This window comes from Bacillus badius NBRC 15713, assembly GCF_001591605.1.
Lineage (GTDB): Bacteria > Bacillota > Bacilli > Bacillales > Domibacillaceae > Pseudobacillus > Pseudobacillus badius.
This window is the reverse complement of record NZ_BCVF01000037.1, coordinates 1-13,763: the sequence shown is the minus strand read 5'-3', so window position 1 is coordinate 13,763 and position 13,763 is coordinate 1. Positions and strand designations below refer to the sequence as shown.

Annotated in this window: 12 protein-coding genes; 5 read left to right on the top strand and 7 right to left on the bottom strand. The window is 43.8% G+C overall.

The window, feature by feature from the left end; genetic code table 11:
- Positions 1-18 precede the first annotated feature (18 nt).
- Together BBA02S_RS15960 and BBA02S_RS15955 are read left to right on the top strand one after the other, a co-directional pair.
- Positions 19-1,413: a M28 family peptidase gene (locus BBA02S_RS15960; protein WP_041101294.1), complete on the top strand. Its 1,395-nt coding sequence runs from the start codon at positions 19-21 to the stop codon at positions 1,411-1,413.
- Positions 1,414-1,803: 390 nt separating this feature from the next.
- Positions 1,804-3,180 carry an amino acid permease gene (locus tag BBA02S_RS15955; RefSeq protein ID WP_041114218.1) on the top strand — a complete coding sequence of 459 codons (1,377 nt, stop codon included), beginning with the start codon at positions 1,804-1,806 and terminating at the stop codon, positions 3,178-3,180.
- A 132-nt stretch (positions 3,181-3,312) separates the two neighbouring features.
- Here the strand turns inward: BBA02S_RS15955 and BBA02S_RS15950 are convergent, their stop codons facing one another.
- Complete coding sequence (locus BBA02S_RS15950) at positions 3,313-4,053, bottom strand: IclR family transcriptional regulator (RefSeq protein WP_041101264.1); 741 nt, start codon at positions 4,051-4,053, stop codon at positions 3,313-3,315.
- Between the two features lie 154 nt (positions 4,054-4,207).
- Between BBA02S_RS15950 and BBA02S_RS15945 the strand changes: the two genes are divergently transcribed.
- The 3 genes from BBA02S_RS15945 (at position 4,208) to BBA02S_RS15935 (ending at position 7,584) form a co-directional block, all read left to right on the top strand.
- Entirely contained in the window at positions 4,208-5,080 is an 873-nt protein-coding gene (locus BBA02S_RS15945) for a dimethylarginine dimethylaminohydrolase family protein (RefSeq protein WP_041114219.1), read from the top strand.
- A gap of 23 nt (positions 5,081-5,103) precedes the next feature.
- Complete coding sequence (locus BBA02S_RS15940) at positions 5,104-5,865, top strand: dimethylarginine dimethylaminohydrolase family protein (protein ID WP_041101268.1); 762 nt, start codon at positions 5,104-5,106, stop codon at positions 5,863-5,865.
- A 120-nt stretch (positions 5,866-5,985) separates the two neighbouring features.
- On the top strand, positions 5,986-7,584 hold the full coding sequence (locus tag BBA02S_RS15935; protein WP_041114223.1) for a M20/M25/M40 family metallo-hydrolase: 1,599 nt from the start codon (positions 5,986-5,988) through the stop codon (positions 7,582-7,584).
- A 62-nt stretch (positions 7,585-7,646) separates the two neighbouring features.
- Here BBA02S_RS15935 and BBA02S_RS15930 read toward each other — a convergent pair whose 3' ends face one another.
- From BBA02S_RS15930 to putP, 6 genes are all read right to left on the bottom strand, one after another.
- Complete coding sequence (locus BBA02S_RS15930) at positions 7,647-8,828, bottom strand: MFS transporter (protein ID WP_156136668.1); 1,182 nt, start codon at positions 8,826-8,828, stop codon at positions 7,647-7,649.
- A gap of 162 nt (positions 8,829-8,990) precedes the next feature.
- A complete protein-coding gene (locus tag BBA02S_RS15925) occupies positions 8,991-9,335 on the bottom strand; it encodes a hypothetical protein (protein ID WP_041101270.1) in 345 nt (114 codons plus the stop codon).
- Between the two features lie 153 nt (positions 9,336-9,488).
- Positions 9,489-10,331 carry a prohibitin family protein gene (locus tag BBA02S_RS15920; RefSeq protein ID WP_052475325.1) on the bottom strand — a complete coding sequence of 281 codons (843 nt, stop codon included), beginning with the start codon at positions 10,329-10,331 and terminating at the stop codon, positions 9,489-9,491.
- Positions 10,303-10,464, bottom strand: a complete 162-nt coding sequence (locus tag BBA02S_RS21070) for a hypothetical protein (RefSeq protein ID WP_169799376.1) — start codon at positions 10,462-10,464, stop codon at positions 10,303-10,305. Before BBA02S_RS21070 ends, BBA02S_RS15920 begins: the two co-directional genes overlap by 29 nt.
- Positions 10,465-10,661: 197 nt before the next feature.
- Complete coding sequence (locus tag BBA02S_RS15915; RefSeq protein ID WP_041114220.1) at positions 10,662-11,906, bottom strand: PucR family transcriptional regulator; 1,245 nt, start codon at positions 11,904-11,906, stop codon at positions 10,662-10,664.
- 160 nt (positions 11,907-12,066) lie between these two features.
- A complete protein-coding gene (putP, locus tag BBA02S_RS15910) occupies positions 12,067-13,548 on the bottom strand; it encodes a sodium/proline symporter PutP (protein ID WP_041101276.1) in 1,482 nt (493 codons plus the stop codon).
- Positions 13,549-13,763: the final 215 nt, after the last annotated feature.

Here is a 13,763-nt window from a genome sequence, read left to right as displayed (position 1 = left end):
TAATGGAGGGAACAAATGATGAAGAAACCAATCGTAAAAATCGCGCTTGCGGCTTCACTAACCTTCAGTGCATTCGGCACTCAGGCTGTATTGGCTAAGCCGGCTGAAACAGTAAAAAATCAGCCTTATAAAGTGTTTGATCAAAAAATTGTCAATCAAATTAATGTCGATAATATTTACAACAACATTGATTATTTAGCAAAGGTGCCTCGTGTAGCAGGCACGGAAGCAGAGCATGACGCTGTTCAATTCATTAAAAACACCTTTAAATCCTATGGTTATGATGCCGAGGTGCAAGAATTCACCTTTACTGGTTATACACCGCCGAGCACTACGGCCTTATCTGTAGAAGGATTTACTGAAAATCTGAATCCGTCTTCTTTTACATACACAGTCAGCGGTGACGTAACCGGGGAGATCGCTCTTGCTGGTTTAGGGAAAAAGGAAGAACTCGCCGGTGTGGATTTGACGGGTAAAATCGCGCTGATCAAGCGGGGCGAAATTTCCTTCGGTGAAAAAGTCCTGAATGCAGCCGCAGCCGGAGCAGCCGGTGTAATTATTTATAACAATGCCGATGGAGCGTTAAACGGCACGCTCGGCGGAGCAAACGATAAATATGTTCCAGCTGTGGCGTTAACTAAGGCTGAAGGAGAAGCCCTGGCCGCTTATGCGCAAGGTCAGCCGGTTAATGCTTCTTTAAAAGTCGAGGGAGCCAAGATAGAAGAGAGAAAATCTCATAATGTCATTGCTACGAAAAAACCGACAAATAAAAAGAAAGCTACTAACGACGTCATTGTCGTCGGCTCTCACCACGATTCTGTGGAATTGGCCCCTGGAGCTAACGATGATGCATCAGGAACAGCTATGACTTTAGAGCTTGCCCGCGTGCTGAAAGATGTACCGACTGACACGGAAATCCGCTTTATTACATTCGGAGCAGAAGAGCTTGGTCTGATCGGTTCCACTTATTATGTGGACAACCTTCCGCAATCTGACTTAAACCGCATTATTGCGAACTTTAATTTGGACATGGTTGGAAGCAAGGATGCCGGCGACTTAGTAATGAATACGATTGACGGACAGCCTAATCTCGTCACAGAATTGGCACAAGCATCCAGCCAAAGGCTGAATGGCGTACCGACTCCTTATGCGGAAGGCGGGCGCAGTGACCATGTGCCGTTCGGCGAAGCCGGCATTCCAGCCGCCTTATTCATCCATGAGCCTACTGAGCCGTGGTATCACACTCCTGAAGACACCATTGATAAAATCAGCAAAGAAAAGCTTCAGGATGTAGCTGAAATTGTCGGCACAGCTGTGTATGACAGGGCGCGTTTTGACCACATGGGCCCTAAGCCGAAAAAAGTGAAAAAGGCAAAGAACAAGGAACTTTACTACAATGAAAATGTAAAATAATTTGTTCTGGTTTCCCCGCTTGTGAAGGGCTTTAACAGCCGCCGCCATCATTACCGGCGTTTGGAAAACAGAAGAAAAACGCAGCGAGCAAATAGCCGCTGCGTTTTTTGCTGTCTTTTTCATCATCCATGTAATACAGCGAAACCATCCCATTTTTCAGAAGCGCCGAAACGATCAGCAGCCTGAACCTCTCATGCTGAGAATAGCGATAGATATAAGTTAGAGAATTCAAAAAATATTGACATATTTATAAGCGGTTATTTATAATTTATCAAAAGTGATTCCTTTATATAGAAAACATTTCCGTTATACGGAAAATGGGGAGGGAGAAGTCAGCTGCTGGCAGTGTGACAGAAGAGAGTTCTTATTAAGCGATTAGGGGGTTAGGGAATGGAAGGGATCAAAAATCACGAACAACTAAACCGTTCTATGAAAAAGCGGCATTTATTTATGCTTTCGCTCGGAGGGGTCATCGGCACAGGGCTATTCTTAAATGCCGGTTATACGATTAATCAAGCAGGCGCGGGCGGAGCCTTGGTTGGCTATTTGATTGGCGGCGTTATTTTATACATGGTGATGGTCTGTCTGGGGGAACTGGCTGTACATATGCCGGTTACGGGTTCATTCCAGAAGTACGCTGCTAATTACATCGGTCCTTCAGCGGCTACTGCTGGTGTTGAATTTACAGCGGCCGGGATTTTAATGAAACATTGGTTTCCCCACACTCCTGTTTGGATATGGTGTGCAGTATTTATCGTTCTGTTATTTGCCTTAAATGCCTTGACGACTAAAGGATTTGCTGAAGCGGAGTACTGGTTTGCCGGGATCAAAGTTATTGCGGTTATCGCATTTATATTTATTGGGATCGCCGGCATATTTGGAATGATTCCTTTAGCGGACCGTCCAGCTCCATTTTTTGAAAATTTGGCGCCGGCAGGCCTGTTCCCTGCAGGAATCGCTATTGTGTTCGTCACGATGATGAATGTTATTTTTTCCTATCAGGGCTCGGAATTAATAGGCATCGCTGCCGGAGAAAGTGAAGAGCCGGAAAAAAATATCCCGAGAGCGATTCGCAATGTGCTGTTTAGGATCATTGTGTTTTACATTGCTTCTATTATTATTCTTTCCGCTATATTTCCTGCCTCCGAGCTTGGCTTGCTGGAGAGTCCTTTTGTGACATTAATGGAGCTGGCAGGAGTTCCATATGCCGCTAGCATTATGAATTTCATTATTTTAACGGCCATTTTATCAGTTGGGAATTCCTGTCTGTATGCTTCTACCCGCTTGCTGTGGGCGATGGCGCATGATGGCATGGCGCCGAAAGTGTTTGGCAAGCTGTCCAAAAGGAAAGTTCCATTGAATGCCTTGCTGTTTACGATGAGTTTTTCGCTTTTGTCCTTGCTGACCAGCTTTATTGCGGCAGATACCGTGTTTGTTCTGCTTATGTCGATTGCCGGGATTTCTGTTACCATTTCATGGATGGGGATTGCCCTGTCGCAATATATGTTCCGGAAAAAGTTTTTGAAGGGCGGAGGGAAGCTGGAAGAGCTGAAATACAAAGTGCCATGGTATCCGTTTGTCCCGCTGTTTTGCGTTGGGTTTTGCTTGTTGATCCTCGGTTTTCTGCTCTTTGATCCGACTCAGCGGATCGGTGTACTTTACGGAATCGGCTTTTTAATTGCCTGTGTATTATTTTACAAATTGAAATTGGCCAAAAAAGCAAGCCTGTCAGAGCAGGCGGATACAGAGGACGAGCATATTATTTGAGCGGCTGAGCATAAAGAAAAGGGGATGTCTTAAAAGGTCATGAAGAATGACTTTTTGGGACACCCCTTTTTTCGATCTTCTTCAGATTCATGTTAGAAAAAATGAGTTTCTCTCTTGGCAAATAGCCGTGCATTAAGGGCCTGTATATCCTAATTTAGCAGACATGCGCTTGCCCGTGTCCATCACATGTTCAATCAGAAAATCCAATCTGTCATCGGATAAGTTAAAGCTGACAAAGCCAATACTTACGGCTCCATGCACCTCTCCAAAATGGTTCAAGATCGGAGCAGCGACTGAAGTTGTTCCTTCTGTTCTTTCACTGTGGCTGATGCCGCATCCTCTTATTCTCGTTTCTTTTAAAGTTTGCCAAAATTCCGGCCGCTGCGGCTCTGGCAAGAGTGCATCAATAATTTCTTTTGCTTGCTGGTACGACATGTAAGCAAGCATCGCTTTATTGGCAGCACCAATATTCATTGGAATCCGCAAGCCAAGCTGATCATATACACGAATCGGGTTTTTTTCACTGTCGATTCGCTCAATAATGAGAGATTCCATGCCGATTGGCTGACTAAGATAGACGCTTTCGTCCACTTTGTTCATCAGCCGCTCTAATTCTGGTCTAATCTGGCTAATATAATCCATCCTGTCATACATGCGCAGACCGTATTCGAGCCAAATATTTCCTAATCCATAATGTTTCGATTGCTCGTCCTGCCTGATGAGTCCATGCTTAGACATGGCCTTGAGTAAGCGGTGCATGGAGCTGACAGGAAGGCCGCACTTTTGCGATAGCTCCGTGATGGAAAGCTGACTGTCTGATGATTGAGAAACAAGCACTTGAATGACGTGCATCGCACGGTCGATTGATTGCATACTTATATCACCTGTCTTTCACTATAAAAGTCGCAATTCCTCTTTTCTAAAAATTTAAAACATATTGACATTATATCATATTAAATTTTATAATTTAAGAAAAATTCCTATTGATGGAATGCTTTTTCATTATACGGAAAAAGGGGAAGAGAGAATGACTTATTGCTCATCTATGTACCGATCATTGGAGCGGGTAATTGTGAAACATCCAAAGGATGCTTTTATTAGTCAAGAGCACGTAAGTAACGAGTGGAAGAAGTTCAACTACATAGAAGAACCTAATTTTGATGAAGCACTCAAGGAATATCAAGATTTCATCTCTATTCTAGAGCAGCATGTTCCGCATATTGATTACTTGCCCTTCTCTTCAGCGGCAGGACTGGATTCCTTGTATGCGCATGATCCAGTGAAGCTCACAAGTGAAGGAGCTATTATTTTAAAATCGGGAAAAGCGTTAAGACAGCCCGAGGCAAATGTTTACAGACAGTTCTTGAAGGAAAAGGATATTCCGATTATCGGTGAATTAACGGGTGAGGCCGTAGCGGATGGAGGAGATCTGGTCTGGCTTGATGAGCGCACGCTGGCTGTTGGGTTAGGATATCGCACAAATGAGGAAGCAGTCCGGCAATTAAAAGAGCTGACGGCCCGCTTCGTTGATGAATTGATTGTCGTTCCTCTTCCTCACGATCAAGGGGAGGAGGAATGTCTCCATCTTATGTCGTTCATCAGCATGGTAGATCATAACCTGGCTGTTGTTCATTCCCGGCTGATGCCCGTCTTTTTCAGGCAGCTTTTGATCAAGCGGGGAATTCAGCTGATTGAGGTCCCTGATGATGAATATACGAGCTTAGGCTGTAACGTGCTGGCATTGGCTCCGAGAGTTTGTGTGATTGTTTCTGGAAATGATGGTACGAAACAGCAGCTGCTTGATGCCGGAGCTGTGGTCTATGAATATAAAGGGCATGAAATTAGTTTTAAAGGAACCGGCGGCCCGACTTGTTTAACTTGCCCAGTGGTCCGCAGCTAATAATAGAATTGGGGGAATAAAGTATGTTTAAACATGTGATCGTTAAAACACCAGGAAGAAGCTATGTCAATGGATTAACTACATCAGACCTCGGAGCGCCAGATTATGAGACGCTGCTTGAGCAGCATGCGGCCTATGTAGAAGCGTTAAAAGCATGCGGCGTATCAGTTACACATTTGCCGGCAAGCGAGGAGTTTCCAGATTCAACCTTTGTGGAGGATACAGCGGTTTTAACTCAAGAATTTGCTATTGTCACTAATCCAGGGGCAGATTCGAGAAACGGTGAAATTAAGGAAATGGAACTTGTTCTTAAAGACTTTTATAAGCGGCTTTATTCTATTAAAGCTCCGGGGACATTAGACGGCGGCGATGTTCTTCAAGCAGACGACCATTTCTATATTGGCATTTCAGACCGTACGAATGAAGAAGGAGCACGCCAATTTAAAGAGATTGCAGAAGCGGAGGGCTATCAAGCAACGATTGTGCCGCTGCAGAAATTTTTCCACTTGAAAACCGGTATTGCTTACCTTGGGAATAACCTGATGGTTGTTGCTGGGGAATTTATTGATCATCCGGACTTTGAAAAGTACGATAAATTGACGGTGCCGGCTGAAGACGAGTATTCAGCGAACTGTATTCTTGTTAATGATTATGTCATTATTCCAAAAGGATATGAAGAAACAAAGCGCAAAATGAATCAGGCGGGCTATCAAACGATCGAATTAGAAATGTCTGAATTCCAAAAGCAGGATGGCGGGTTAAGCTGCTTATCGCTGCGCTTCTAACATTGACCGCTAGTTTTCCTTATATAATTAAGGGAAGGCTCTCTTCCAAAGATTCTGTTAAAGAACAACAGTGTGTATGAAAACAGCTTGAAAGAAAAACGAATTGGAAAGGTGATTTTTATGAGCCGATTATTATGGGGTACGCCTGAAGCACTGCGAGAACTGTTATGTGAACTTGTCGGCTGGGACAGCCGTACTCTCACAGATGGTGAACGCCAATTTGCTTATCATGTTCAGAAGAAATTAAGCAAGCTTGATTATTTCCAAAAGCACCCGGAGCATTTATCTCTTCATGAAGCCGATCTTGGCCGCCATTTTGTGACTGCTTTTTATAAGCATCCTGATGTGGAGGATACGGTTGTATTAATTAGTCATTTTGATACTGTCCAGATAGAGGAGTATGGCGATCTTGAGACGCTTGCTTTTCAGCCGGAAGAGCTGACGAAAGAACTGTTGAATCGAAAAGACAGCTTACCAGAAGAAGCGCGGCTGGACCTTGAATCAGGCAAATATTTATTTGGCCGGGGAACGATGGATATGAAAATGGGGCTCGCTCTCCATATGGCTCTTATCGAAAAAGCCAGTGTGGAGCAGTGGCCGATCAATTTAGTTTTGTTAACGGTTCCTGACGAGGAAGTCAATTCTTCGGGCATGAGGGCAGCAGTGACAGAACTTGTAAAGATGTGCACCAAATATAAAATAACTTATAAATTGTTTTTAAATAGTGAGCCGTCCTTCTCCCAAAAGCCTGGGGATGAAAATCATTATATTTATTCAGGAACATTGGGGAAAATTATGCCGGCTGCGCTCTTTTACGGAAAAGAAACGCATGTGGGCGAGCCCTTAAAAGGGATGACAGCGAATTATATAGCTTCCTTTCTGACACAGTTGATGGAATGGAACCCGCTTTTTCACGAAAGTGACTTAGGAGAAAAAACGCCTTTGCCGGTTTCTCTCCAGCAAAAAGATTTAAAAGCCCAATATTCAACCCAGACTCCTCACCGGGCGGCGGCCCTTTATAATGTGTTTCTAATGAAAAGAACGGCTTCTGAGATTATGGATTTATTTGAACAGATTGCCGGTGAGGCAGCAGCCAGATGCAATGCTTCTTATCAATCCTTGTGCGAGAATGAAAAAGTGGAGGGGATCGGCGAGGTTCGAGTGCTTCGCTACGAAAAGCTGCTTGCTTACGCAGAAGCAAAACTGGGACGAGAGCTTGTTCAAAAGATGAAAAGCGAAGTTCAGGAGAATAGCGAATGGGATGAACGCGAAAAGTCGGTACGGATTGCTGATAAACTGCTTATTCAATGTCAGGAACTAGCCCCGGCCATTGTCTTATTATTTGCCCCTCCTTATTATCCGGCTGTTAACACATCGAATGATCCACTTGTTGCACATTCGATTAAGGTGCTGAAGCAAGCGGCCGCCGGCTTTGGCTTGGAGGTCCATCAAGTCCATTATTTTAACGGATTGTGTGATTTAAGCTATGTCCACTACAATGACCAGACAAATGGCTGGGCTGCTTTTGAAAGAAACACCCCGGTGTGGGGAGACTTGTACAGCATTCCTTTTGCAGATATGCAGCAGCTTCAAGCTCCGGTATTAAATGTCGGGCCGTTTGGAAAAGACGCTCATCAGTTCGCAGAGCGTCTGCACATAGACAGCGCCTTCGTTCAGACCCCGGCTATGCTGGAGTCTGTAATTAAAAGCTTGATATAGAGACAAATAGGAAAGAGGCTGGTTCAAACAATCGTTTGAGCCAGCCTCTTTTAGAGCTGTTGTTATTTCCAGGCAGCCGCTTTTTGTCTTTTTTGCCATGCCATCGATACGAGCATGGTGAGCAGCAGGACAATGAGTCCCAGTAGAAATGGATAATACATATGAACATCGTAGAGAAGACCGGCGAGTGTCGGACCAAGAACATTGCCGATACTCATATAAGCATTATTCATTCCCATTGCAAATCCCTGTTCATTGCCAGCCAGTTTGGAAACGAGTGTATTCAGTACTGGACGCAGAATGGAAGAGGCGAGGAAAATAATAAGCGTAACAGCGAAAAACAGGGCATAGCTTCCTGCTAAGAAAGAGAAAAGAAAACCGATGGCTGTCACTGCAAGAAACATATTTAACACGGCGCCTTCCCCGTATCGTCTAACAATGCGGTCAACGACAAATAATTGCACGATGACACTAATAATCCCGGTCGAGGTGACCATGACGGCGATTTCTTGCGGGGTAGCCCCGAACTTATTATCGATAAAAAGCCCAATGACAGACTCATAGGCCATTAAACCGAAGCTCATGACGAGTGTAATAACAAGCGGAATGAAATAAGGCTTGTTAACGGATTGGGCCAGCTTTTTTATCATCGGGTCTTCAGCTGCTGCCGCGGCAAAGCTGTCTTTTTCTTTGCTTTCCTTTAACCAAATAGCAGAAAAAACAACTGCAGCGACACCGATAATGGCTGACACAAGCAAGGGCATTTTCAAGCCGAAGTCAGCGAGAAATCCTCCGATTCCGGGACCAACAACGATGCCAAGAGACATGGAGGCGGAAATGAGGCTATTTCCTTTGGCTCGCTGGTCCATTGTGGTGATATCAGCAACATAGGCGAAGATTGCGGGAATCAGCAAGGCTGCGCCAATCCCGCCAATCACCCGTGAAAGGTACAAAATGCCGATGGTGTCGGAAAAATAAAAGACAAACATAGAGACCGCCAATCCGCTCAGACCGGCTATAATCATAATGCGCCGGCCGTATTGATCAGCCCATTTTCCTGCGATTGGCGACATAATCAGCTGGGCGCCGGCGAAAATGGCGATGATTAACCCGGCGGCGGTGCCTCCTTGGCCGATGGATAGCAAATATGCCGGCAAAATTGGGATAATAATGCCAAAGCTGCCGACGGCTATAAACATATTAATCATTAGAATCATCATTTTTTTACGCTGTTCCGGTAACAAACAAAACACCTTCTTCCTTTAGACAATTTCTTCTGAAAATGCCAACAATTCAATATAGCGGGAGATGAAGGAAATGTCAATTATATATGTATGATTGGATGTTAGGGACGGGAGAAGGGGAGAGCAAAATAAATACCCCCCTGCATAAGGGAGCAGGGGGGATTAGGCGTGAAAGCCAATAAGAGTAGCTTTTTTGTCAAGACCAACCGTATCTTTATTTGGGAAAGTAATGACCGAGCTGATATATTCCCATCTAATAAATAGGTGGACAGCGCAGGTTTCCTCTTTCTGATGCTCAAAAGGGATTTCATCTCCCGCCTCGTCCATGACTTCTGTCCGCTTATGGCAAGGGTTTTCTACCCAGATGCCCATGCTTTCTGTATGGACAAGCTTCACCATATACCACTGATCGGGCTGATAGATGCCAGTGATGGAGCCAACAAGGTCTTCCGGGAAGTTGCGAAAGCGAATTTGAATTTTCTGACCGGTAAAATTATCGAGATACATGATCATCGCTCCTTTATATGAGTTCCTTTCCTCTTTCTTTTCCCGGTATTTCATTAATAAAACAGAAAAATGCTGCCGATGCAGATGGCAGCATTTTTCTGTGGAAGGTATGAGGCAGGCCGCAACTTGCTGCGGCCGTTGATCGCAGCTTGATTATTTATTTGGCTGGGAAGGAGCATCATCCATCGGAATTTCAATCAGCTGATTAGAACCGGTAGCCTTTGGCATTTTGCCATCCCATTTTTCGATCCATTTATTTTGGATGACTTCTTTAGAAATGGATTTCTTAATAATTTCATTGTATTTGGCAATACCTTCAGCTTCGATTTTTTTCTTTTGGGCTTCTGCTTCAGCAATTTTCAATTCAATTTGTTTTCTCTCAAGCTCTTGAGCAGCTTCGACACGCTTATCAATAGCTGCTTGAGTTGATTTATCTGGCTTCGGCACGCCAAGCGTCAAATTATCGACGGTAAACCCTAACCGGCTGATATCATCGGCGAACAGATCCTGCACTTTTGAAGCGGCTTCAGATGATTTTTCACCGTATGTATCGATGACCGAGTATTTAGCAATTGCTTTACGCCCTGCAGCCCATAGGCGTGTACGCAAGTAGGATTCTTCAATTTGTTCGACTTCTACTGGACCGAATTTATTAAAGACAGCCACTACCTTGTCAGGTTGAATGCTATAGTTATAAGCAAAGTCGACAGTCACGCTTTTTCCGTCTGAAGTGGCCACTTGAATATCTTTATAATTGACCGTTTGCATTCTGACAGGGTACTTTGTTACTTTGTCAAATAAGCCGACCAGATGCCATCCTTGACCAAGCGTTTCGTTTTGAACGCCGCCGTTCGGACTGTAAACGACACCTACGTATCCGTTTGGGATTTTTTCAATAAAAAGGGAAAGCAACGCGATACCGGCAATTAAGGCAATAGCGATAATTGTGCCCCCCAAAATCTTGCGGTTATTTGGTTTCTTTTTTGTTTGTTCCATTTTCATCCTCCTCTAATTTTTCTTTCAGACGATGAGCTGTATCTCCTACCTTTTTAAATGAAGGAGAAAGCATTAACCAAATGCCAAAGCAAATAATAAGTATAATGATGACTGAACCTATAAATACTTTCATTTTATCGCCCCCGCTTCTATTTTGACATTAGTTTACAAGTTTGTCATCATAAGCAGTCACATTTAGTAGAATTTAGTCGAGAGCTGATCAAGGTGCTCTTTGTAAGAGGCAGGAAGTGCAAATAGTTGGCGTCTTTATATATCTATGTAGGCAGCTGGAAGAATGAACTTCATTTTAGGAAAAAAAACAAACACCGGTCATCGACCTGGTGTTTGTTTTTTTCGCTTCATCAGCTGCAAATCAATAAACAGCTGACAGTTCATATTAAAGTCGTTAAAGTCGATATCAGTTAAATCGGTAATTTGCTTCAAGCGGTATTTTAATGTGTTTGTATGGATAAATAGCTGTTCAGCAGCAGGCTTAATGCGGCAGTTGTTGAGCAAATAAGCTTCCAGTGTCTCTAGAAGATTGGATTGGCTTTCTTCGTCCTTTTGTTTCAGTTTTAGCAATTGTTCATTGGTATACTGTGTTTCGCTATTAAAGCGGGCCAGCGCTTCGAGGTAACGGAACACTCCTATTTTGTTGTAAGTCAAGGCTAAAAGGGAAGGATCACCTAGAAATTCAGCTGTATGGATCACCCGCAGCGCTTCGAGATAGCTTTGGCGCAAATGAAGGAGGGAAGTATATTCGCCGCCAATTCCCGCATACACTGATTGAGGCTTGCATTGGGTTAATACAGTGTTTGCCAGCTGTTTCGCATCCTCCGTTAACCGGCCTCTTGCCGTCGAATTGCTGCCGATAATAACAATGATTTTTGATTTATCCGTGAACAGGTAGGAAGGGCGGTTCAGCGCATGGACAAACAGCCGAATGGTTTCTGTCAGTTCATCGAACAGCTCTTCACTGATTTGCGTGATTGTAAAGACTGTCACGAGAAAAGCGGCGGGCAGTACGATGTTGGCGTTTGCTGCTTCCCATTTGATTTGATTTTCCGTCCGGTACGTTTCATTAATGATCTTCTGATAAAATTGGTGCTTCTTTTCATCTTTCATGACTTTCAGCTGATTTTCTTTATATAGAAGCCTTCCTACGTGGATGGACACCTTTTGCAAAAAATCCATTTGTTCGGCTGTTAAAGGCGGATCAGTTTCCTGAACCCAAATGTATCCGAAAATTTGATCCTTATATTTGGCACTTACGACGACACGGGGGTTTAATCCGATGTCTTTGATCGGGGGCACATGGAAAGGGCCAGGAATGGTTTTTAGCTGTTCCACTACGCCTTCTTCCATAAATTTTTCTAATATCGGGATCGGCCAACGCTTAGCAAAGATGGTCTGCTGGTTGGCTTTATCAAATTGTTCTATGTAATAAGAACTGTAGGCCAGCAATGAGAATTGATCACTTTCTACAACGACAGGTTTTTTTAAATAGGTACTGACCATTTCAGTAATATCATTAATAGTTGTCAATGCAAGAATCTTTTCCAGTGACTGGCTCATTCAGTTCCTCCTCCGCGTTTTGGATAGTTATCAAGTTAATCATACTGATAAAGCGGCTGAATGTATAGAGCAGAATAGTAAAAAGGACCGAATGGGGGATAGTTCCATTCGGTCCTTTAAATCATGGCCGGCCAGCAGGGCTGACGGCAGCTATAAAAAATTAACGTTCTTTTTTAAGAATCTCCACTGTTTCTGAGAACTCTCTGTCAATTTCAGCATTTGGTTGATATGTGGCAAGACTTACTAGATAAGTCACAATCCAGCAGAGGATGAAGCCAGGAACAATCTCGTACAGTGTGCTTGACAATGCATCGACGTTCCCCCAAATCAGAACAGTTACGGCACCTGTAATCATCCCCCAAAGAGCACCTTTAGCAGTGATCTTGCGCCAGTATAAGGAAAGCAGGATGATTGGGCCGAAAGAGGCTCCAAAGCCGGCCCATGCGAACGAAACGATTTTTAAAACCGTATCGTTATTTGGCCAAGCGAGTATCATCGCTACAATTGATACGAGAAGAACAGCTATTCTTCCATAAAATACGTATTGTTTATCTGATGCATCTGTTTTAATAACTGCTTTATACAAATCTTCAACCAGAGCTGAAGATGTAACGATCAGCTGAGAAGAAATTGTGCTCATAACAGCCGCAAGAACTGCTGCTAGCATAATACCCGCAATGAACGGATGGAAGATGATTTGTCCCAGGGCAATAAACACTGTTTCTGCATCATTCAGTGTCGAGCCGCTTTGATGGTAATAGGCAATTCCGACAAGTGCTGTCGCTACAGCTCCAAAGAGGCTGAGAAGCATCCAGCCGATTCCGATACGGCGCGCGCCTTTTACTTCTTTTACTGAGCTGATTGCCATAAAGCGTACAATAATGTGAGGCTGGCCGAAGTAACCAAGGCCCCATGCAACCGCTGACAAAATTCCGAGGAAAGAAGCGCCGGAAACGAAGTTTAATAATTGCGGATCAACATCGCGAATGCTTGCTGCTGTTTCAGAGAATCCGCCTGTAAGAAATAGTCCAAAGATCGGTATGAGCAGAAGGGAAAGAAACATAATCAGCCCTTGAACAACGTCGGTGTAGCTAACCGCCAAGAATCCGCCAAATAAAGTGTAGAAAATAACGACAGCAGATACGATTAAAAGACCGGCATGGTAGTCAAGTCCAAATGAGCTTAGGAAGAACTTTCCTCCTGCAACCATTCCTGAAGATACATAGAAAGTAAAGAAAATTAAAATAACTATGCCTGAAGCAATGCGCAAAAGCCGGGATTTATCTTTTAAGCGACTTTCGAGATAACTTGGAATGGTGATGGAATCACTTGATACTTGCGTGTAGACGCGAAGACGTGGTGCAACAAGTACATAGTTTAAGTAGGCGCCGACTGTCAACCCGACAGCAATCCAGGTTTCAACAAGACCGTTCAAGAAGATGGCGCCCGGCAGACCCATAAGCAGCCAGCCTGACATATCTGCAGCTCCGGCGCTCAAAGCCGTAACCGCCGGTCCAAGTGAACGTCCGCCAAGCATGTAGTCAGTCAAGTTGGATGTACGTTTAAATGCATACCAACCGATGAAAATCATGGCAGCCATGTAAATAATAATCGCAATTAATTGATACATTTCATTGGACATGGTAAAACTCCTTTTTAGATTATTTTCACAGCATTCATTTATTATTGCCTAGAAGTCATGCATAAGTTGATTTGCATGAGAATATTAAAAGTAGAGGCTGTCCCATAAATAAACACCAGGCATCTATCTCTTTCAAAAAAAGATGAGCTTTTATTGAAGAAGGAGAGGAGGGCCTGGCAGGCGGGGCAGCCTCCTTTGAATGGTACTTTGTTTAA